This window comes from Enterococcus sp. AZ119 (assembly GCF_050546175.1).
Taxonomy (GTDB): Bacteria; Bacillota; Bacilli; order Lactobacillales; family Enterococcaceae; genus Enterococcus; species Enterococcus faecalis.
Window position 1 is genome coordinate 1,639,974 of the sequence record NZ_CP172951.1, and the last position, 19,383, is coordinate 1,659,356.

Annotated in this window: 21 protein-coding genes; 7 read left to right on the top strand and 14 right to left on the bottom strand. The window is 36.4% G+C overall.

Going from position 1 to position 19,383, the window contains the following annotated elements; translation table 11 throughout:
• Positions 1–14 precede the first annotated feature (14 nt).
• On the top strand, positions 15–371 hold the full coding sequence (locus IGL37_RS08070; RefSeq protein WP_002357135.1) for a hypothetical protein: 357 nt from the start codon (positions 15–17) through the stop codon (positions 369–371).
• A 33-nt stretch (positions 372–404) separates the two neighbouring features.
• Positions 405–566 (top strand): hypothetical protein, encoded by a 162-nt coding sequence (locus tag IGL37_RS08075; RefSeq protein ID WP_002357133.1) that lies wholly within the window; start codon positions 405–407, stop codon positions 564–566.
• A gap of 242 nt (positions 567–808) precedes the next feature.
• Here IGL37_RS08075 and IGL37_RS08080 read toward each other — a convergent pair whose 3' ends face one another.
• The 4 genes from IGL37_RS08080 to IGL37_RS08095 all read right to left on the bottom strand — a co-directional run bounded on the left by IGL37_RS08080 (position 809) and on the right by IGL37_RS08095 (position 5,598).
• On the bottom strand, positions 809–1,249 hold the full coding sequence (locus IGL37_RS08080) for a hypothetical protein (RefSeq protein ID WP_002385841.1): 441 nt from the start codon (positions 1,247–1,249) through the stop codon (positions 809–811).
• Positions 1,250–1,318: 69 nt separating this feature from the next.
• Positions 1,319–1,855 (bottom strand): GNAT family N-acetyltransferase, encoded by a 537-nt coding sequence (locus IGL37_RS08085; protein WP_010819461.1) that lies wholly within the window; start codon positions 1,853–1,855, stop codon positions 1,319–1,321.
• 69 nt (positions 1,856–1,924) lie between these two features.
• A complete protein-coding gene (locus IGL37_RS08090) occupies positions 1,925–4,630 on the bottom strand; it encodes a cation-translocating P-type ATPase (protein WP_002377094.1) in 2,706 nt (901 codons plus the stop codon).
• A gap of 317 nt (positions 4,631–4,947) precedes the next feature.
• Positions 4,948–5,598 (bottom strand): YczE/YyaS/YitT family protein, encoded by a 651-nt coding sequence (locus IGL37_RS08095; protein ID WP_033917900.1) that lies wholly within the window; start codon positions 5,596–5,598, stop codon positions 4,948–4,950.
• Positions 5,599–5,686: 88 nt separating this feature from the next.
• Between IGL37_RS08095 and yeiL the strand changes: the two genes are divergently transcribed.
• The 3 genes from yeiL (at position 5,687) to IGL37_RS08110 (ending at position 8,110) form a co-directional block, all read left to right on the top strand.
• A complete protein-coding gene (gene yeiL, locus IGL37_RS08100; RefSeq protein WP_002357123.1) occupies positions 5,687–6,352 on the top strand; it encodes a transcriptional regulator YeiL in 666 nt (221 codons plus the stop codon).
• Between the two features lie 71 nt (positions 6,353–6,423).
• Positions 6,424–6,819, top strand: a complete 396-nt coding sequence (locus IGL37_RS08105; protein WP_002362038.1) for a DUF3224 domain-containing protein — start codon at positions 6,424–6,426, stop codon at positions 6,817–6,819.
• Between the two features lie 109 nt (positions 6,820–6,928).
• Positions 6,929–8,110: a multidrug effflux MFS transporter gene (locus IGL37_RS08110; RefSeq protein WP_002365813.1), complete on the top strand. Its 1,182-nt coding sequence runs from the start codon at positions 6,929–6,931 to the stop codon at positions 8,108–8,110.
• A 36-nt stretch (positions 8,111–8,146) separates the two neighbouring features.
• Here IGL37_RS08110 and IGL37_RS08115 read toward each other — a convergent pair whose 3' ends face one another.
• Positions 8,147–9,982, bottom strand: a complete 1,836-nt coding sequence (locus tag IGL37_RS08115) for an LTA synthase family protein (RefSeq protein WP_002370980.1) — start codon at positions 9,980–9,982, stop codon at positions 8,147–8,149.
• A 208-nt stretch (positions 9,983–10,190) separates the two neighbouring features.
• Between IGL37_RS08115 and IGL37_RS08120 the strand changes: the two genes are divergently transcribed.
• Together IGL37_RS08120 and IGL37_RS08125 are read left to right on the top strand one after the other, a co-directional pair.
• On the top strand, positions 10,191–10,340 hold the full coding sequence (locus IGL37_RS08120) for a hypothetical protein (RefSeq protein ID WP_002357118.1): 150 nt from the start codon (positions 10,191–10,193) through the stop codon (positions 10,338–10,340).
• A 150-nt stretch (positions 10,341–10,490) separates the two neighbouring features.
• Positions 10,491–10,850: an iron chaperone gene (locus tag IGL37_RS08125; protein ID WP_002364154.1), complete on the top strand. Its 360-nt coding sequence runs from the start codon at positions 10,491–10,493 to the stop codon at positions 10,848–10,850.
• A 146-nt stretch (positions 10,851–10,996) separates the two neighbouring features.
• Here the strand turns inward: IGL37_RS08125 and IGL37_RS08130 are convergent, their stop codons facing one another.
• The 9 genes from IGL37_RS08130 to IGL37_RS08170 all read right to left on the bottom strand — a co-directional run bounded on the left by IGL37_RS08130 (position 10,997) and on the right by IGL37_RS08170 (position 19,231).
• Entirely contained in the window at positions 10,997–11,347 is a 351-nt protein-coding gene (locus tag IGL37_RS08130) for a DUF2200 domain-containing protein (RefSeq protein WP_002360043.1), read from the bottom strand.
• Positions 11,348–11,420: 73 nt separating this feature from the next.
• Positions 11,421–12,425, bottom strand: coding sequence for an SIS domain-containing protein (locus IGL37_RS08135; protein WP_033917899.1), 1,005 nt, complete (start codon positions 12,423–12,425; stop codon positions 11,421–11,423).
• Complete coding sequence (locus IGL37_RS08140; RefSeq protein WP_002409763.1) at positions 12,419–13,495, bottom strand: SIS domain-containing protein; 1,077 nt, start codon at positions 13,493–13,495, stop codon at positions 12,419–12,421. Before IGL37_RS08140 ends, IGL37_RS08135 begins: the two co-directional genes overlap by 7 nt.
• 10 nt (positions 13,496–13,505) lie before the next feature.
• Positions 13,506–14,339: a PTS system mannose/fructose/sorbose family transporter subunit IID gene (locus tag IGL37_RS08145; protein ID WP_002384383.1), complete on the bottom strand. Its 834-nt coding sequence runs from the start codon at positions 14,337–14,339 to the stop codon at positions 13,506–13,508.
• Positions 14,320–15,111, bottom strand: coding sequence for a PTS mannose/fructose/sorbose/N-acetylgalactosamine transporter subunit IIC (locus IGL37_RS08150; protein WP_002357107.1), 792 nt, complete (start codon positions 15,109–15,111; stop codon positions 14,320–14,322). Before IGL37_RS08150 ends, IGL37_RS08145 begins: the two co-directional genes overlap by 20 nt.
• 15 nt (positions 15,112–15,126) lie before the next feature.
• Positions 15,127–15,597 carry a PTS sugar transporter subunit IIB gene (locus IGL37_RS08155; RefSeq protein WP_002357106.1) on the bottom strand — a complete coding sequence of 157 codons (471 nt, stop codon included), beginning with the start codon at positions 15,595–15,597 and terminating at the stop codon, positions 15,127–15,129.
• Between the two features lie 11 nt (positions 15,598–15,608).
• On the bottom strand, positions 15,609–16,028 hold the full coding sequence (locus tag IGL37_RS08160) for a PTS sugar transporter subunit IIA (protein WP_002389037.1): 420 nt from the start codon (positions 16,026–16,028) through the stop codon (positions 15,609–15,611).
• A gap of 71 nt (positions 16,029–16,099) precedes the next feature.
• On the bottom strand, positions 16,100–18,871 hold the full coding sequence (locus IGL37_RS08165; protein WP_033917898.1) for a sigma 54-interacting transcriptional regulator: 2,772 nt from the start codon (positions 18,869–18,871) through the stop codon (positions 16,100–16,102).
• A gap of 126 nt (positions 18,872–18,997) precedes the next feature.
• A complete protein-coding gene (locus IGL37_RS08170; RefSeq protein ID WP_430598838.1) occupies positions 18,998–19,231 on the bottom strand; it encodes a hypothetical protein in 234 nt (77 codons plus the stop codon).
• Positions 19,232–19,383 lie beyond the last annotated feature (152 nt).

The following is a 19,383-nucleotide window of genomic DNA, read 5'->3' on the forward strand; positions in this document are numbered from 1 at the left end:
GAGGAGGAGTTTTCATGTCTGCAACAAAAGAGCAATTGGAACTATTTTTATTTTATTTATCTGAAACCCATACAAAAAGTTTATCTTTACATGACTTAGTTACAAGTCGACCACGCCCAGAAGAAGCGCGTATTTTATTAAATATTAACGAGGTTTTCACTTACTACCATAGCGCTCGTGTTCTCTACACAAGTGTTCCTGCTCTTGAAAACAACAAGTCTGAGCCTTTTTTCCAAGCCTTCGAAAATTTTTATTTTGAATTAAAACAACATTTTTTCAATGAAGAAGATGAAACCAATCAATTGAATGAACGTCTAGAGGAAATGAAAATTGCCTTTGAACAATTGACGGATGACTACAATGTTCTATAATAGAAGAGAACAATTCGTTGAGAAGGGGTCCTTATGAAGCAAGAAGAAGTGATTGAACGTTTAAAAGAAGAACTAAATTTGCCATTTTTTAATGGTACGCTAGAAGAAAAGAACTATTCTGAAGCAGATTATCAACAAATCAAGAAAGAGTTAATTCAATACTTTGATGATTATGTGCGAAATGTTGAAAATTAACGAGCTAAAACAACCTTTGATTTTAATAAAATCAAAGGTTGTTTTATTATTAAATAAAAAAAATAACAAAAAAAACCACCGGCAGTTTTGCCGATGGAAAAGGAGTATTTACTCAATAAGAGTAAAATGAAAAATAAAAAGGTTGTTGTTGGTATGAATTAATAATACAATACACTTTCTCTTTTGTCCATAAAAAAGACATGAAAAAAATATTAAATTCGTTAGTTATTTTTATTAGTTTTTTATTTTTTCAAAAGAATGTTGCTCATCCGCGTAATGGCAAAGGTTAATTCATCCGTTGCTTGATCCTGCTTTTCCTCTGAAGCATTAAATAAATCTGCATCAATACCTGTTTCTGGATCTGTTGCTAAAATCATTTCATTGCATCCTGCTACATATTCTGTATAAGCATGTTGAAATTTTTTGTGAATGCCAAGTACTTGTGGCGTTGGTTTTAATGTTCCGACTTTTTTGAGCATTAATTCATATTTTTCAGTACCTTCTTTAAATTTTGCTTGAATTTCTGCAATTCGTTCGGCTGTTAAATCATTCACTTTATTCTTATCAATCGCTTGACGAACTTCTTCGTAATATGGATTCATGACTTCGCCAATATCTTCTGTTGTTTTAACGATATCATTAATTGTTTGAACGTAAAATCCTAAATTTGGTCTCATAACCATCCCTCTTTTCCCTTTTCTCTTTCACTCCATTTTACACTTTTTCTATTCCATCTGACAAGTGGCACTTTTTCAGTCTTTATTCTTTTGATTCTTAACAGAGAAAACATAGTGAGGCATCGCTTTGCCATGGTATGTTTTAATGTATCGATCCCTAACAAGCATCTGGTTTCGAATAGCGACATTCATAGAGGCTAAGTTCGTATCACGAATCGTTGAAATAACTTCTGGAAAATTTAATACATCGAATGCGTACTGTTTTGTCGCTGCGGCAGCTTCAATCGCATACCCTTTGTGCCATTCTTTCACACATAAATGATAACCAATTTCTGGATAGCTCTTACCTTTTACTAATTGATTGGTGAGACCACACTCGCCGATGACTTCGCCTGTTCGTTTCTTCTCTAACGCCCATAAGCCGTAGCCGTATTCTTGATAGGACTGTAAGTTCCACTTTAGCCAGTTTGCGACCTCTTCATCAGAAAAAGCGTGTTCATAAGCATACATCACATTTTCATCTTGCAAAAATTTTTTCAATTCCACTTCATCTTCCGACTGCCATTCTCTGACAATAAGTCGTTGTGTTTCGAAAATAATTTTCCGTTTCAAGCCCTTTCACTCCTTACATAAAGAAAAATTGACTGGTTTAAGTACCAGCCAATTTTCTTTTCTTATTTATTAAGCACCTTTACCTGCTTTACGTTGGAAGAACTTCACAATTTCCACAATTGGGATGATAGCAAAAGAAGTACCTGCTACAATTGCCCATTGATATGCATCTAAATGTGTGACGCTGAATAAATCATTAAATCCTGGAATAACAATCGTTGCAGCTAATAGCAAGAACGAAACAAGAATCCCATAGTTAAATGATTTGTTGCGGAATAAGCCAACTTTGAAAATTGATTGATAAATCGACTTCACATTAAAGGCATGGAACAATTGAATTAATCCCAAAGTAGCGAAGGCCATGGTTAAAGCATCGCCGTGTTGTAAATCATACAACGCTTGCGCCGATAAGTTTGTGTTAGCTGCGGTATGTGCTGGGAACATAATTGACATTTTGTACACAATCAAAGTCAATGCCCCTTGCGTAATCCCTTGGTAAACAACACTGCTTAAAACGCCGCCAGAGAAGAAGTTCGATTTTTTACCACGAGGTTCATGGCTCATCACATCACGTTCTGCTGGTTCCACACCTAACGCAATCGCTGGGAAAGTATCCGTTACTAAGTTAATCCACAATAAGTGAACAGGTAACAAGGTATCCCAATTGAGCATTGTTGCAATAAACAAGGTTAATACTTCCCCTAAGTTAGCTGAAAGTAAATATTGAATCGTTTTTTGGATATTTGAGAAAACTTTACGTCCTTCTTCTACTGCCACAATAATTGTTGAAAAGTTATCATCGGCAAGAACCATATCTGAAGCACCTTTTGATACTTCTGTTCCAGTAATTCCCATACCAATCCCGATGTCAGCAGCTTTTAAGGCTGGGGCATCATTTACGCCATCACCAGTCATCGCAACCACTTTTCCTTCTTGTTGCCACGCTTTAACAATCCGAACCTTGTGTTCTGGTGAAACACGAGCATAGACAGAGTAGTGTCCCACGACTTGTGCAAATTTTTCATCTGACAATTCATTTAATTCAGCGCCTGTAATGACTGCATCGTCGTCGCCTTCTTTGATGATGCCTAAACGTGCCGCAATTGCTTCTGCTGTATCACGGTGATCACCCGTAATCATAATTGGACGAATACCCGCTTCTTTCGCGACTTTTACAGCATCTGCAGCTTCTTTTCTTTCTGGGTCAATCATACCGACTAAACCAGCAAATGTTAAATCTTTTTCCACAAGTTCAGAACTCATTTCGGCTGGAATCGTCTCAACATATTTATAAGCCATTCCTAAAACACGTAAGGCTTGTTTCGCTAATGAGGTGTTTGTTTTCAAAATTTCTTGACGTTTTGTTTCATCTAATGGACTTGTTTCTCCATTTGATAAGATTTCCGTACAACGTTTCAATAATTCATCTGGTGCACCTTTGACAGAAACTAGGAAGCCACCTGTTTTTAATTCATGAACAGTAGTCATTAATTTACGATCAGAGTCAAAAGGAATCTCTGCCACACGAGGTTCAGCTGCTACTTTTTCGGTTACGTTAAACGCATGATCTAAACCAAATTGTACTAAGGCAGTTTCTGTTGGGTCACCAATTAATGAACCATCTTGAGCGATTTTTGTATCATTCGTAAAGTTCATGATTTTTAAAGCCATATTATCGGCAGGGATTTCTGTGGAAGCAGATAAAACTTGACCATCTGTATACAACGCTTCAACGGTCATTTGATTTAAGGTTAACGTACCTGTTTTATCTGAACAGATAATGTCTGTACTTCCTAATGTTTCAACGGCTGGTAACTTACGGACAATCGCATTTTTCTTGGCCATTTTTTGAGTCCCTAAAGCCAAAATAATTGTGACAATCGCTGGTAATCCTTCTGGAATTGCCGCTACAGCTAACGAAATTGACGTTAATAACATGTCAATCCATGAACGACCATTCATCATTCCTACCACAAACATCACCGCTGCAATGACTAAAATGGCAATTGTTAACATTTTACCCAATTGGTTTAAGTTTTGTTTTAAAGGCGTTTCCGTTTCTTGTTCGCTTGCTAGCATGCCAGCAATTTTACCGACTTCTGTATTCATTCCTGTGCCAACCACAACGCCAAGGCCACGTCCATACGTCACATTACTATTGGAATAAGCCATATTGATTCGGTCACCGATACCAATATCGGTTCCCTCTAAGATGGTTACTTCTTTTTCAACTGGAACAGATTCACCGGTTAACGCTGCTTCTTCAATTTTTAAGCTATTCGCTTCCAATAAACGTAAATCGGCTGGAACGACATCCCCTGCTTCTAATAAAACAATGTCACCTGGCACTAATTCATCACTTTTAACAGTAATGACGTGTCCATCACGGCGAACATTCGCATTTGGTGAAGACATTTCTTTTAATGCTTCAATGGCTTGTTCCGCTTTAGCTTCTTGGATGACCCCAAAGATGGCGTTCAAGATAACAACCACTAAGATGATAATCGAGTCTACCACATCATGGGAAAAGACGGCTGAAATGACCGCTGCCGCTAATAAAACAATAATCATAAAATCTTTGAATTGCTCAAAGAATTTCACGGCAAGTGATTTTTTCTTCCCTTCATCTAGCACATTTTCCCCGTACGTTTCTAAACGCTTTTGAGCCTCCTGTGCACTTAATCCATCAGTTGTTGTGTTCATTTTCTCCAAAACAACTGTGTCGTCTTGTGCGTAAAACGCTTCAGACAATTGTGTTTTCTTTTCTTCTGACATGTTCTTCCTCCTCTATTTTTTGCAGCATCCTTCAAGTACTATTTTACATTTCATCAAAAATAAATGAAAAAAAATAGACTTGTGTATGCTACTTCGTCGAACATACATAAGTCTCACCGTTTAAGACAACACCAGAAATTGCTTTCGGAGTTGGTGATGTTGTCACAGCATAAATACTGTCAGTTACTCCCTCATGAAAAAACTATTTAACATTGATTGGAGAACCAATGTTATGAATAATTACTTAATTAGTATACCGTTTTCCACTCTTTTTTTCAAATAAAAGTTCTGCTCATTTGAAAAAAACTGAAATCCTTTCATTCGGATTCCAGTTTCTTGATTTGTATTCGTAAAATACGTTGTTGCCCCCGCTTTCGCGACCAACTAATAACCCAAGAAAGTAAGAAAAGACTAATCACGGTTCCCTCACGAACAAAAATCGGCAAATGGTAACTAATGGACAATCCTAGTGCTAAACTGACACAAAAAATATCAACTAAATAACGATAAAACTGAAAACTATAGCGCGTTCTTCCAGAAATAAGTGTACAAAATTTTTCAATGGGAAATTGCAAAACACCTAGCGCAACTACCTGTCCTGTCCCGATTCCTGCTATGATTGTCCCTAAAATAAATAGAACAATTTTAACCAAATAATTTTGAAAAACAAGCGAACCAAATAATTGATATAAGAAAAAATTAATGACAAAACCAAAGCCAATTAACGCCACCAAAATAATCAAATAGTCCTGAATTTTACGCTGCTGATCTAACAACCAACACGTGCCTAAAAAAGCGAAATTGATAGCTGTGGTAACAGTTCCGACTTTTAAATGAGTAAGTGTTGCAAAGGTCACATTAAATGCATTAAAACTACTAACTCCAATGCCTGCTTGAATTGTCAAACTGATGCCCAATGCACTAATTAAATAAAAAAGAAACGATAGCACAATTTTTTTCTTCCACATTATAAAAACTCCTCTACTCTTGATACGTCTATTATGTGCTACAATAGAAGAAACAAATAGGAGATATCTCCTATTATAAGGAGAAAAAATGCTTAAAACAGCCTACCAACAATCACCGAAACAAGAATTAGCTAAAAATACGCCTTTTTTTAATGAAACTGATTTAAAACACAGTTTTATTATCGATTTTGAAAATCAAGAATTCATTCATCATCAAGCAGAGCCATTAAATTATCTTTTTTATTTAATCAAAGGAAAAGCGAAAATTTTAAAAACAGAACGCAATGGTCGCCAATCCATTGTTCAGTTTTTAACGACAGGTGATTTAATTGGCGATTTAACATTAGTTCAAGCGGAAACGATAACCAAGGACGTTATCGCCTTAGGTGAAACCTGTTGTTTGGCTGTACCTTTAGCTTACGCAGAAACTGTTTTAAAAAACAAGGTACTTTTTATGCAGCAACTCAGCCATTATCTAGGGAAAAAAATGCTCCAACGGGTGGACCACTTTACAACGAATCAGACCTATGAACTAAGTTATCGGCTAGCGGAATTGCTATTGGTTGCCGCTAATCACGAAGATGTTTATAAAGAAAAGCATACTGAGATTGCCGAATACTTAGGGGTTAGTTATCGCCATCTTATTTATACTTTCAAACAATTTCGAGAGCGCGGCTTTATTCAAAAACAAGGAACTGCTTATCACATCAACCGCTTAGCGTTACATTCTTTTGTGCAAAAAATGAAGAGTTAAAGTGGTGGATTGTTGACAAATAGTGCGCTTCCCGCTACCCTATTCTTATTAATAAGAAAGAAGGGTCAGCAATGGAGCAAGCATCATTTACTGTATCTAGTTGGCAAGAACAACCGATTGACAATCTTAATGAAAATTTCCCAGTGAATCAAGCGAGCGCTACTTATCAATTGTCAGGCGCCTTATCTGGGACAGCTTCTGTGGAATACTTAATGACTTATCAAGGCTCTTCAATGGCAGATGGGCTTGAAGCTGTGGCTCAAGTGGTCGGTTTCCTACATTTCGAAGGAACTTATTTAGGAAAAAAAGGCACCTTTACTGCTTGCGAAAAAGGGACGTTTACACAGGGTCTTTTAGACTGCCCAGGTGAACTATTTCAAGCATCAGGTGAGCTTGCCGGTTTATCCGGTCGCTACACTTATGAATTTAGTCAAGAAGAAGCGCTTCTTCATTTAGACTTTGTATAATAAAAAATTTCAAGGAAAGTTGGTGACATTATTTTACTTATTTTAAATTTGGCGGTTGTAAAAGACAATGGGTGTTTTTGATTAGATTAAACTTTTAAGGAGAAAAATCATGAAAAACACCCGAAACACCGTCCCATCATTACTAATTATTATTTTGCTTGTGGGATTTCCACAAATCAGCGAGTCGATTTTCACACCCATTTTACCAGCGCTTAGTTCTGCTTTTAACATTCACGATAGCGTGGCACAATTAACCATGAGTATTTATTTTGTTGCCTTTGCCGTTGGCGTTTTATTCTGGGGAATTTTATCCGATACGATTGGACGTCGCCCAGCTATGTTATTAGGAATTTTATGCTATTTAATTGGAAATATTGGCCTTTTTTTGAGTCCAACATTTCCTTGGCTGTTATTTTTCCGTTTAATTCAAGCATTTGGTGCAAGCGTTGGTTCTGTCATTACCCAATCGATGATGCGGGAAAGCTTTAACGATCTTCAAAGAGGGAAAATTTTTGCTCAAACAAGCGCTGCCCTATCGCTATCTCCTGCCATCGGACCCTTAGTCGGCGGACTTGTTCAAACCTATTTTGGCTATCAGCATGTCTTTAGCACCTTAATTGTCATGGCTGTTCTATTACTTTTCTATAGTTTTTATCGTTTACCAGAAACCTTTCACTTAGGAAATACCTTAACGAAAGCGCCTTTTTGGTCCGTGGCGAAACGCCTTTCCTTCGACTCGAAAGTTTGGTGCTACGGCTTATTGATTGGTGGCATTAATGGTTTATTATTTAGCTACTATGCAGAAGCCCCGTTTATTTTCATCAATCACTTTGGCTTTAGCAGTGTCCAATATGGCTTTCTTGGTTTAGTTTTAGCTGTGTCTAGTATTCTTGCTGCGGTTCTTATCAATTGGTTGCTAGGATATTGGTCAGCGGAAAAAATTGCCTTTGCTGGTTTGCTGCTAAGTATCTTTGCGGCTTGCTGTTTATTAATAATGACACAATTTGAAACAATCATTGGTCTTATTTTGTTTATTTTTCTCTTTTTCTTAGGGATTAATATTACTTTGCCCAATGCCTTAAGTATGGCCTTAAAAGGCTATGAATCTGTGATTGGTACTGCCAGTGGGATTTTTAGTTTTGTCTATTACTTGTTTGTTAGTTTCTTTACCTATTTGATTAGTTACTTTCACAATGGTACCATTTGGGTCTTGCCGCTTTACTTTTTAAGTTTTGCTTGCCTGTTAGCTTTCAGCTATTATGTCATTGTTTATCGTAAAACTTTAAAATAAAAATCAAAAAACACACGAATATTTCGTGTGTTTTTTTTAGCTAAAAAATTGATTTTCTAAACTATATTGCTTCCCTGAAACAATGTCATATTGAATCAGTCGGTATTCCTCATATAGTTGTTCTTGCTTTTTATTCATTTCTACTGTTTTTTTCCATTCCCCACCGAGATAGTAATTCCCCTTTTCAAAAGCAGGCAATTGTTCTTGTACCTCATTTAGCATAGCGTAAAATCCCGATTGCGGTAAGCCGCTTTGTTGGAACAGTGAGGGAGCAAAATAAAATGGACTAATAGTTGCTTGATGCTGATTTTTTTCTGTTAACTGGTTCGCCGTATCATACATTAGAAATTCTGTCTGGTGAAGGGCTGCCCCTTCATTCAATGCTTGAATGTTTTCATCATAAATACTTGGTAAGTGATCTCCCCAAAAAACGACTAATGTGCGTTTGGGCATTTTTTCGATTTCTTGTAGGAAATTTTTCAAAGCTTCGCTACTGTAGGCAATATCTTGCAAGTAATTATTGAGCGCGACTTGATTGCCGTTTCCTTGAGAAAAATAATTGGACGTTGTGTATTTATTTTCATAAGGCATATGTGTTTGCATAGTAACTAAATGAATGAATTGCGGTTGCTCTTTTTCTTTAAGCAGTGTCGTCACTTCCTGATACGCTGCTTGATCTGAAATGTAAGGATTATTTTCTAGTTTATCTGTATAGTTCATTGTTTTTTCATTGATAAATTGATCAAAACCTAAAATTTTATATACATCTTTTCGTTTATACATAGATGTATTGTACGGATGAATAGCCGTTGTTTGGTACTTTTGTTCCTTAAGTAATGAAACAATGGAAGGCAATTCCGTCATCTTAGGAATCATCATTGTATAAGGTGTAGTCATTTGGGCATTCATTAATTCCATCGAAAAACTTGTTAAGGCTTCAAATTCAATATTCGCAGTTCCGCCCCCGTAGTTTTGTGAAAGCATCTGGCCACTGTAAGTTTTATCAGCGATTTGCTGATAATCAGCTAAAGGATTACCAATAATGGACAAGCCTTTCAGATGATCTGGATTTGAAAAACTTTCACTCATGACAAACACAATATTTGGTTGCTCATTGCTCGGCACTGGTTTTGCCTCGGCCAACTTTTGATATTTCTGAGTAATTTCTGAAATAGCTTCTTTTGAATAACCCTTTGGTTGGTCCATAGCCTCTACTTTTAAATTATATAGAAAACCACCAATAAATCCTGTATTGTAGTAATTCATTTTTTGGCTGTAAGGAATCCATAACGCGGTTTTATTATAGGCTTTACGTAACAAATTTTGCGGATTGTTAAAATCACCAATATATGAAAATAGACCAATCGAAAGAACAAGACTTAACACACGAATCGTTTGTTTTTTCTTCGATAAAAAGAAACTTTTATAAAAGGCTTTTCCTAAGAAAAAAAGTGCTACACAACCTAACGCAACCACAAAAATAAACGGCCATAAACCAACCATTTCTTTTAATAAACTAACTTCTGTGATCATTTTTAAGTCGTCTGGATAAATAGGTTCGACACGATAAAACATCTTTTGATAGTCCGCAAATCCTAAAACACCTATTATGACACTATATAAAAGAGCGCCAACTCCTAATGAACCTGCCAAACTACATAAAAAAAGTAAAAAAACGCTTAGCACAAAACAACCTAAGAAAAACTTTTCCGTATGCCACGAAAAAGCAAACTTGAAGGCTAAATCAACAGACAAGTTATTCTGACACCATTGCAAATATAAATTACTAAAAATAATTAATAAGATGAACCCGATTCCATACAAAAGATAGCGGTAGGGCCATCGTCTAAATTTCTCAACTCTCTTTTTCACATCGATCTCCTATTCAAAAACTAGTAATGTATTTATTTTATGCTTCTTGAAAAAGAATGTAAAGAAGTAGCTAGCAAAGAAGTCTAAGGAATGGTAAAGAAAAAATGTTATTTGTTGCAAAAATAATTTTCCAGTGGTATAGTAACAATGGAATTTCGTTATCAGTTATCGTCGCCTTTTTAGAGTACTTTATGAAAGGAGAATAACTATGACTTACAAAGTAAAAAACATTCAATACCGTATTCAATTAGACACAGACAAAAATATTTTCATTGTTTTTGATGCAAAAAATGAAAGTAAAACAGCAACTGGTCACACAATTGAAGAAGCAATTGCACACTTAAAACAATTAAACTAAGGAGTGACAAACATTTCCATGCAAGACCCTTTAGGTAGTTATTTAAGCTAAAAGCCGTTTAGTAAAGAAAAAATACTAGACGGTTTTTTTGTATCTTCTTCGCCTTTTATTTTTTACATAGTATACTGAAACAAACGGAGGTGTTTTTATATGACCATCATTGCAAACTATATTCGCCAGCAACCCCAACATCAAACACAGTTAACAGAAATCTATCAAGCAATTTTAGCGGTTGTTCCTCAGGAGACTACTGAAAAAATCGCTTATGGAATGCCGACCTTTTACTTAAATGGCAATTTAGTGCATTTTGCGGCGGCCAAGCAACATTTAGGTTTCTATCCTACGCCATCAGCCATCCAACGTTTCAGCAAAGAATTACGCCCTTTTAAAACCTCGAAAGGTGCCATTCAATTTCCCTACACGCAAGAGTTACCTCTTTCATTAATACAGGAAATAGTTAAATTCCGTGTACAAGAGAACATGAAGAGCGTGGGACAAAAATCACTTTGAATTTTTGTCCCACGCTCAAAAACTGATAAACGGCGGGAACAGAAGCAACTCCTTCGGAAATAAGCCGAAATTCTCCAAAAATTAAAGAACAATTTTCGGAAATTCCTTCTTATTTCTCGGAGTTAAACACTTCTGTCCCGACCTCTTCATGTTCTTAAAATTTTTTCCATCGCTTTTCCCTTGGCCAACTCGTCGATTAACTTATCTAGGTAACGGATTTTTTGCATTAAAGGATCTTCAATTTCTTCCACGCGATAGCCACAAATTACGCCTTTGATCAATTGGGCGTTTTCATTAAAATTGGGTGCTTCTTCAAAAAATGTTTCCATCGTTACTTTTTGAGCCAATTGTTGTTGCAAGCCTTTTTCATCATAACCAGTTAACCAGTAAATAATTTCGTCAACCTCCGCTTGCGTTCGATTTTTACGTTCTGCTTTTTGGATGTATAGCGGGTAAACACTGGCAAAGGTCATTGTATAGATTTTCGGTTTTGTCATTGGTTTTCCTACTTTCTGAAGTATTCTCTCTTCAGTCTACCACAGGCTTGCTGGAAAAAGAGGCTATTTTGTCTTAGTAATCAAATTGACGATAATAACGACGAATCTCTAATGGGTGACAATTCAATTTTTCTATATGCGCATCAATGCGTTGCGTTACCGCATGCATTAGGAGAAATGAAATAACTCGGCCACGATATTTTTCACTAATTCCTGGAAGTTCATACGCTTTCGAATCAATAATTGTATAATTGGCACAGATTTTCGGCAATAATTTTGCTACTCGTTCTGCCAACGGTCGCTGCTCGTCTTCTCCAATAAACAACGTTACTGGCGTAGTTTCATCTACAATTTCTAGCGTTCCATGTAAGAACTCTGCTGCATGAATTGATTTTGAGCGAAGCCAACTTTGCTCTTCCCAATAGCACATTGCATAAGAATAGACCGCTCCCCATTGGTTCCCTGCGCCAATAAAATAGTGAATGCTATCATGACGATGTTTTTCCGCAAAAGCTAAGCCAAACGCATCGGCACTTTTTTCGGCTTCAGCTAAACCTGTAGGCAAATATTCTTCCAATTCTTGGTAATAATTTTCGTAATCTGTAAATTCGTTGTTTTTTTGCATTAAACGATCAGCTACCATAAAGAACTTGATTTGCTCAGTTCCTGGAGCTGGATAAGTCACCACATAATCACATAAATCTGCTAAAAGACTGTCTTTTGCATCGATAAAACCAAATAACGTTGCGCCGACCTTTTTGATTTCTTGAACGGCTTGCACCACTTCTTGTGTTGTCCCAGTAACGGAAGACAAGATGACGAATGATTTTTCTGTTAAACGTTTATTGCCTGTTGTGTAATACTCAGCAGCATGTTGAACATAGATTGGTAAATTACTTTTTCCATTCGCATAAGTAACTGCTTGCATGGCTGAAGCATAAGTACCGCCGATTCCTAAATAATAAACCGCATCAAATCCTTTCGTCCAAACTTGATCAACAACTTTTTCAACATCTGAACGCAAGGCTAAGGCACCTCGTATGTCTTTGATTTGTTGTTCTTCATTAAATTTTAACATGGCTGATTTCCCTCTTTCTTTGCTATTTTACTTTTTAGGACACAATCAAAATCATCAAAAATCCGTTGAGATAAATCAATTCCTTTACTTGTAGCTACTTGATACGCCAAATATTGAAATGGAATAACTAATAATAAAGGACTAATTTTTTCTTCGACATCACTTGCTAACTCTAACGTATTTGATGCTCTCGTTGAACGCGTTGTAATTGTGTAACATTGACCAACATAATTGGCTAGATAGTTTTTCAAGGCTTGGCTACGTGCTTGAATAGGACTTTGATTTTCAATAAAAAACAAAAGATGTGTAGTATCCGCTTCAAGATAAGGCCCATGCATATAGGCTTCGACTTCAAATCCTTGTGAAGGTAAGCGAACTGTTTCTGTAAACTTCGTCTCAAACTCTTTTGCCGTACCAATATTGGGCCCATAACCAATTGCGATAAATCGTGTCCCCTCTATTAATTCTTTTTTCGTTTTTTGCCAAAATTGTTCGGTTTTATAAATCACCGAATCGATTTCCTGAATTGCTTTGGCAAGTTTTGCTAATTCTTCTCCAACCTCTACTTTTGTTAATTGATGCTTTTGATAGCCCAGTTTCAAACCAAATAGAAATAAATTTAAAAGTGTTGCCGTATAGCCTTTTGTGACAAAACCAACTGTTTCAAGCCCCATTTTTAAATCCAGGACTTCATCCACAACCTCCGTAATCGGGCTGGTGACATCACTTGTCAAGGCCACTGTTTTTACAGACGTTTGGTTTTTAATTTTTGCAATGGCATCAATTGTTGAAGTACTTTTACCACTTTGCGAAACCGCTACGACCAGATCAAACCGATCATCCACTTTGCCATAATGAGCAAAATTGAACGGCTCTTGGATTTCCACATAAATAGGCGCCACTTCTTCAAGGTAAACTTTAGCCGCCTGACAAGCGTTATGTGACGAGCCAGTTGCTAAAATTAGACAGTGCGTGACTTTTGAAACGTCTGTATCAGTTAATTGAAATTGGTTAAGAATCTGAGTTAGAGCTGCTTGCTCCTCATTTATATAATCCAGCATCGTTTTCATATTTTGCCTCCTAAAATAGACCAATTAATGAGCCAAGAATTCCGACAATTGCCATGCCACCTAAAATCGCTAAAGGTTTTACTTCTTTTTTCAATAAATAAAAAACAAAACCAAAAGATGCAAGCGGTAATAATTTAGGCATGATATCGTCAAAGATACTTTGAACCGTGACTGCATTTTTGCCACTTCCGCTGATTGTAATCGGGATAGTTAAATCAATCATGGAGGCGGTCATAGCACCTACCACCATCAAGCCAATTATTGAAGCGCCTAATGTGAGACTTTCCATCATGCCATTTGCTTGAATCTTTTTGAGAAAACCAGTTCCTAATTTGTAGCCCCAACGATTCAGTAAATAACGAACAATCACATGGGGGACGTTAAAAATGAGTAAAAATAGAATTGGCCCTAACACATTCCCTTGTAAAGCTAACGAAGTTCCAACACCTGTTGCAATCAAGCGTAAGGTTCCCCAGAAAAAGGAATCACCTAAACCAGCTAAAGGTCCCATTAACGAGGTTTTAATACTATCGATTGTTCCAACTTCAAAATTTTCGTCCAGAACATTTTCTTCTTCCATTGCAGCATTAATTCCTAAAATAAACGTCACAATATGCGGCGTAGTATTAAAGAAAGCAAGATGCCGTTTTAAAGCTGCCGCCATCTCTTCTTTTTGAGGATATAATTTCTTTAAAATAGGGATCATGGCATAGACATAAGCCATATTCATCTGACGTTCATAATTCCATGAAAATTCCATTTGAAATGAACGCCAAAAGACTTGATTAAGTTCTTTTTTTGTAATTAAGTTTTCTGTCTTAGTTTTAGAAGTCTTCGTCATCATCAATTACCTCCCCACTCGTTGTTTGTATTGTTTCATTCTTTCCTTTGGCATAATTCATGATATTCACAACAATTACTGCTGTAATGGCACCCAAAATTGCTACTCCTGTTACAGGTAACTTAAAGTAGGCCATTAAGACGAAGCCTAAAAAGAAATATGGCGCCACTTGTTTGTTAATCAGTAAGCGTGCAAGCATCGCAAATCCTAGCGCTGGAATAATCCCCGTTGCAACAGACAACCCATGTTGAATAAATTCAGGGATCAGATCAAGTAAGCCTTTAATGGTGTTGCTGCCCACGGCAAATGAAATAGTTACAATGAGCGCTAGCATGAACGATAAGCCAAAGCCTGCAAGTAAATGCATGCGCTCCACCCCTTTATATGCTCCTTCTTCAGCATACTGATCAGCTTTTTGACTCATGATTGGGATGAGCAAACCCAAATAAATATTTTTAAGAATCAACGTTAACGTTGCGATTGGCAAGCCTAAGACTAAGGCTGTTTCTGTTCCTGCGCCAGCAGTAATAGCAAACGCTGTACCAAGAATCCCACCAGTCACTACATCAGGTGGGATTGATGCGCCCACTGAAAAAGAACCGATGAAAGCTAACTCTAAGGTCGCACCCATGATTACGCCCGTTTTGACATCACCTAATACAATTCCGACAAATAAACCGGTTACAATTGGTCTTGAAAGCAACGAGGTTCCTAAAGCATATTCCGACTGCGCAATAAAAGCGATGCAACCTAAAAGAATCGCTTGTCCTATCATTTGTATTTCTCCTTTCTACAAGACATTTAATGCTGCTACTTTTTTGTCATTTGGGACTTGTCGAATTTCAACTTCACAACCATTTGCGACCAATTCTTTAACCATTTTTTCTTCATCCGGCGTAATATTAATTGCTTTAGAAATGTTTCGAGTATTTTCCCTTACTTTCATCCCTCCTAAGTTAATTTCTTTTATTTCTGGATAAGCAGTAGCCAATCGATAAGCATCTTCCACACTCTCAACTACAATAAAAAGTTTGTATTTTTCTGTAACACCACTTTTTAGTGCGGCAATCGCATCTTCAATCGTTTTAATGACCAGTTTTACTCCTGCTGGTTTAGCTAGCTTAATGGTTGTTTTTCGAATATCATTTTTAGGTACGTCATCATTTGCGATTAAAATACAATCGGCGCCTAAGCCTTGGGTCCATGAAAAAGCCACTTGACCATGTAACAAGCGATGATCGACTCTTAACAATTTAATCATTTCATTTCCTCCTAAAATTCTTCTTCTAAAATTTCTTTACTAGATAACTCGTTACAATAACAAAGACTTTCTTGTCCGTTTTCAACGGCACGTTTTACTAAATCAACTAATGAATCAACAGTATTTATTTGGGTATATATTTCAATTAACGTTGCTAAATTTAATCCTGAAATTAAATGCATTGCTTGTTTCCCCACATAATTAAAGAATTCGTTATTCACGCTTCCGCCAAATAGGTCTGTAATCACAATTAATTCATTTTGTTGATTGTTCTTTAAAATGTCTTTGACCGTCTTGGCTAAATCATAAGGTTGTTCCATATAAGCGCAAAGACATTCCACATTCTTTGTTTCACCACAAATTAAAGCTAATGATGTCTGAATCCCTGCAGCGAAATTACCATGTGTTGCCAGAATAATTTTACGTTCCATTTTCTTCACCTCACTTACTTCTTTATATAGCAAAAAGAGTGCCAAAAAAGTGGCACTCCCTCCTTTTTATTTTAAAAATCGCTTTCTGCGTTGTTAAACTCCGTTTTTCCAAACAACACATCATAAACATAAAAAAGCTCCGATTCAGGTATATTGACACTATAAACTTTTTCAATGACACTAAACGCCTCTTTCAACTCTTGCAAGACCGTTCTTTGACACTGCTTTAGTTGTTCGGCGCCATTATAATTTTCAATAGGTTCATTCCGGATTAATCGTTCAATTAAACAACTGACATGGACATATACCGCCAATTTACGATCATTTTGAATCGTTTGTTGCCACCGCTCTTCTAATTGAATTAAAAAGACTTCTACTTGTCGAATAATTTTTTCTGTATCTAAAATCGTCACTGATTGAATGACCCGGTCTAATGAAAAGTTACGAATCAACTCATGATTTACATAGGACAGCATATCTTTAGTTAATTCTCTCTTTGTCCATTCTAAAAGGGTCGTAATTCCTTTTCCTGCAATCAACTCTTCTAAAGAGATATACGGGAGGTCATTTGAAGACGGGTTGTTTGTACCGATGATGCCGACAATCTCATATTCTGGAAAACTTTCTTTGATCGACTCTGCATTACGTAATTGATTATACTCACAAGGAATAATCTTTAATTGTGCTTCCGCAGGTAAACTTTTTTCAAGTAAATCTCTAATTTTAACGGCTGTGCCAATTCCGGTACTACACGTTGTTAAAATGACACGTTCCGTTTTATTTTCAGGTAATATGATTTCCCATTCATTTGGATGAACCGTTAACGCTTTTTGGGGCAATTCTTCAAAAGAAACTTCGTCTTTAATGGCTTCTCCTATAGATAGAGCCAAGCTTGTTGTCACATTATTCATTAATAAAAAAGGACCTTCTTCTTCTGCCGGAAAATACTGATAAATTTCTTTCAATGAACCCATATCAAAAAGAATTACTAAACCATTCCTCGTTTCTTGACGTTCCATATAGTGAATTAAGTGTTCGGAAATTTTTTTGGGAGTAACATCTAACGGCATGTCAAACGATTGAAAAATTGGCACATTTAACAGCCGATTTGCAACATTCGCAATACTACTTGCTGTGGCATATCCGTGGGCAACAATCACCGCTTTCGGATAGTGACTTTCCTTTACTGAACCCGAAGAGTGAAGATAAATGGTGACAATAATTCGATCCATCTGGGATAGTTCAATATCTAATGAACGTTTCACTAAAGTTAACAGTTGTTCAGCGTAGCCATAACTAGTTGTTAATTTGGTTTGAACTTCTGTTAAAAGTTCGTCAATGACTGTTGTAGGTTCTTTTTCTGGAAACCAATCAATACATCTTCGTTGAAACAGATAGGTGCTTAATGCATAGACTAAACTGCCATTAAACCGAATTTGATAAGACGATTCAATCGTTTCCAATAATTGACGGATATTTTGCGTAATAAACAATAGCATTTCGTGATTTTTCTCTCGCTTCTTTTCAAATAATAAATCATCGAATAAGCGTTCAATTTCTTTCGAGATGTCGTTATTGGCAGTGGAAAGATGATGATGGTGAGAGACATAAAGACGAAGGATTCGTTCATAACTCTGGATAATTCTTCTTTGCGCAAGCTCTGTTTCCTCTAACAAACTAACCAGATTTGTTTGCTCATCTAAACGAATAGGCAATTCATTTTCATCAGGAGCTAGTTTGATTGATTGATCCAGAAATTCTTTCGGTAGATCGTGTAAAGTGATTGGAATAACACGTTTATCAAGATTGGCGGCAAAGCTGCGTGCAGTAATAATTTTTATATTATTTCTTAATTCACCTACATTGCCTACATAATGGTGATTTTCTAAAAGTTGGATAACTTGTGGCGTGATAGTAACTGCTTTTTGAATAGCTTGCTGTTCCTCATAAAATGCTCGCATAATTAATTGTTTTCTTTCCGCTTGAGTGCGTTCAGCAAGACTTGGGATTTTAATTTGAATAGGAATTCGTCTTAAAAATGTCGTTAAAAAGGTGCTAGAAATTTCTTCAGTTGTGGCAAAGCACAACCGACACGTAACAGGAATGGGCCGATTGGTTTCACCCATCCGATAAATGATACCCTGATCTAAAAATGTAAACAATTTTTCCTGCCCTTCAGGACTCAAACGATGAACTTCATCTAAAAATAAAACGCCCCCTTCTGCACTTTGAAAGGCCCCAATTTTATCGGAATCTGCTCCTGTAAAAGCGCCTTTAAGATGCCCAAATAATTGACTAGTTAAAAGCTCTGGATTGTTGGCATATTGCGCACAATTAACTGTCACAAAAGGTGCTGAATCGTCAAGTAGTTCTTTTGAAAGACAAAACTGATAATATAAGGATGCTAAAAAACTTTTACCCGTACCACTTTCACCTGTAATTAAGACAGGCAAGCCACCGCCAGGATAAAGCGCTGCCATTTTTAATTGTTCGATGGTCTGGGCTAAACTACCGCGATAACCAATGACCGACTGAAAAAAATCACTTTTGCGATCAAAAACAGGCTGTTCATCGATCATTTCTTGGAAACTTTGATAAACAGTTCTTTTTAAAAGATAGTTTTGTTGTTGAAACGCTTCTTTATGAAAAAAGTAAACTGGTCGTGTATTGATCTTAACTAGAATCCCTTCTTCGTTTAACTGATTTAAATAGTGACTAGCTGTATTTCGTTTGATAGAAAATGTCGTTGCAATATTGCTTGCTGTGAAAATTTCACTGACTAAAGATGGTTCAAAAAAAGCTGTTTGATTGCGTAAATAATCAACAATTTGCGTTTTTAACATAAAATCACCTCTCGTTTATCATAACGTACCTAAAAAAAACGTCAATATTCAAAATTTCTTTTGTTATTTTTCTTTATAATAAGGAGCCCATTTTTTATGTTATTTAATCACAGGAACCTGATTCTATCATTGCAGAATAGGCTTCCATTCAGTATACTGTAAATAGAGGAACAAGAAACGAATTGGATAATTAGGCACTGAAAGAACGCACCACCGTTCTGAATGTTTCGAAACACACAACAGGTTATCGAAATGGCCATTGGAGAAAAATTCCTTTTTCTCCGAGGTTAGCGATTGTGACATGTTGCAATCGTTTTTTGTCCTTAAAATGTTGAGAAAAAGAAAAAAGGCACTTTGCATGTCAGCACCACCTGACAAACAAAGCCCTTCATAGACAGCACAACCTATCTATTCCAGTTGCCTTTTTTGCTAGTTACACTAGCTAATTTTAGTGTACCCGATTTTCAGTGAAATTACTAGCATCTTTAAAATTTTTACTGAAACGATCAGCC

What these genes read in the sequence shown, in the direction of transcription:
- IGL37_RS08130 (WP_002360043.1), bottom strand. Translation starts at nt 11,347, where the DNA reads ATGACAAAACCGAAAATCTATACAATGACCTTTGCCAGTGTTTACCCG.
- IGL37_RS08150 (WP_002357107.1), bottom strand. Translation starts at nt 15,111, where the DNA reads ATGATAGGACAAGCGATTCTTTTAGGTTGCATCGCTTTTATTGCGCAG.
- IGL37_RS08165 (WP_033917898.1), bottom strand. Translation starts at nt 18,871, where the DNA reads ATGTTAAAAACGCAAATTGTTGATTATTTACGCAATCAAACAGCTTTT.
- IGL37_RS08080 (WP_002385841.1), bottom strand. Translation starts at nt 1,249, where the DNA reads ATGGTTATGAGACCAAATTTAGGATTTTACGTTCAAACAATTAATGAT.
- IGL37_RS08120 (WP_002357118.1), top strand. Translation starts at nt 10,191, where the DNA reads ATGACTTACAAAGTAAAAAACATTCAATACCGTATTCAATTAGACACA.
- IGL37_RS08170 (WP_430598838.1), bottom strand. Translation starts at nt 19,231, where the DNA reads ATGCAAAGTGCCTTTTTTCTTTTTCTCAACATTTTAAGGACAAAAAAC.
- IGL37_RS08090 (WP_002377094.1), bottom strand. Translation starts at nt 4,630, where the DNA reads ATGTCAGAAGAAAAGAAAACACAATTGTCTGAAGCGTTTTACGCACAA.
- IGL37_RS08125 (WP_002364154.1), top strand. Translation starts at nt 10,491, where the DNA reads ATGACCATCATTGCAAACTATATTCGCCAGCAACCCCAACATCAAACA.
- IGL37_RS08070 (WP_002357135.1), top strand. Translation starts at nt 15, where the DNA reads ATGTCTGCAACAAAAGAGCAATTGGAACTATTTTTATTTTATTTATCT.
- IGL37_RS08095 (WP_033917900.1), bottom strand. Translation starts at nt 5,598, where the DNA reads ATGTGGAAGAAAAAAATTGTGCTATCGTTTCTTTTTTATTTAATTAGT.
- IGL37_RS08110 (WP_002365813.1), top strand. Translation starts at nt 6,929, where the DNA reads ATGAAAAACACCCGAAACACCGTCCCATCATTACTAATTATTATTTTG.
- yeiL (WP_002357123.1), top strand. Translation starts at nt 5,687, where the DNA reads ATGCTTAAAACAGCCTACCAACAATCACCGAAACAAGAATTAGCTAAA.
- IGL37_RS08160 (WP_002389037.1), bottom strand. Translation starts at nt 16,028, where the DNA reads ATGGAACGTAAAATTATTCTGGCAACACATGGTAATTTCGCTGCAGGG.
- IGL37_RS08140 (WP_002409763.1), bottom strand. Translation starts at nt 13,495, where the DNA reads ATGAAAACGATGCTGGATTATATAAATGAGGAGCAAGCAGCTCTAACT.
- IGL37_RS08135 (WP_033917899.1), bottom strand. Translation starts at nt 12,425, where the DNA reads ATGTTAAAATTTAATGAAGAACAACAAATCAAAGACATACGAGGTGCC.
- IGL37_RS08105 (WP_002362038.1), top strand. Translation starts at nt 6,424, where the DNA reads ATGGAGCAAGCATCATTTACTGTATCTAGTTGGCAAGAACAACCGATT.
- IGL37_RS08145 (WP_002384383.1), bottom strand. Translation starts at nt 14,339, where the DNA reads ATGATGACGAAGACTTCTAAAACTAAGACAGAAAACTTAATTACAAAA.
- IGL37_RS08075 (WP_002357133.1), top strand. Translation starts at nt 405, where the DNA reads ATGAAGCAAGAAGAAGTGATTGAACGTTTAAAAGAAGAACTAAATTTG.
- IGL37_RS08155 (WP_002357106.1), bottom strand. Translation starts at nt 15,597, where the DNA reads ATGATTAAATTGTTAAGAGTCGATCATCGCTTGTTACATGGTCAAGTG.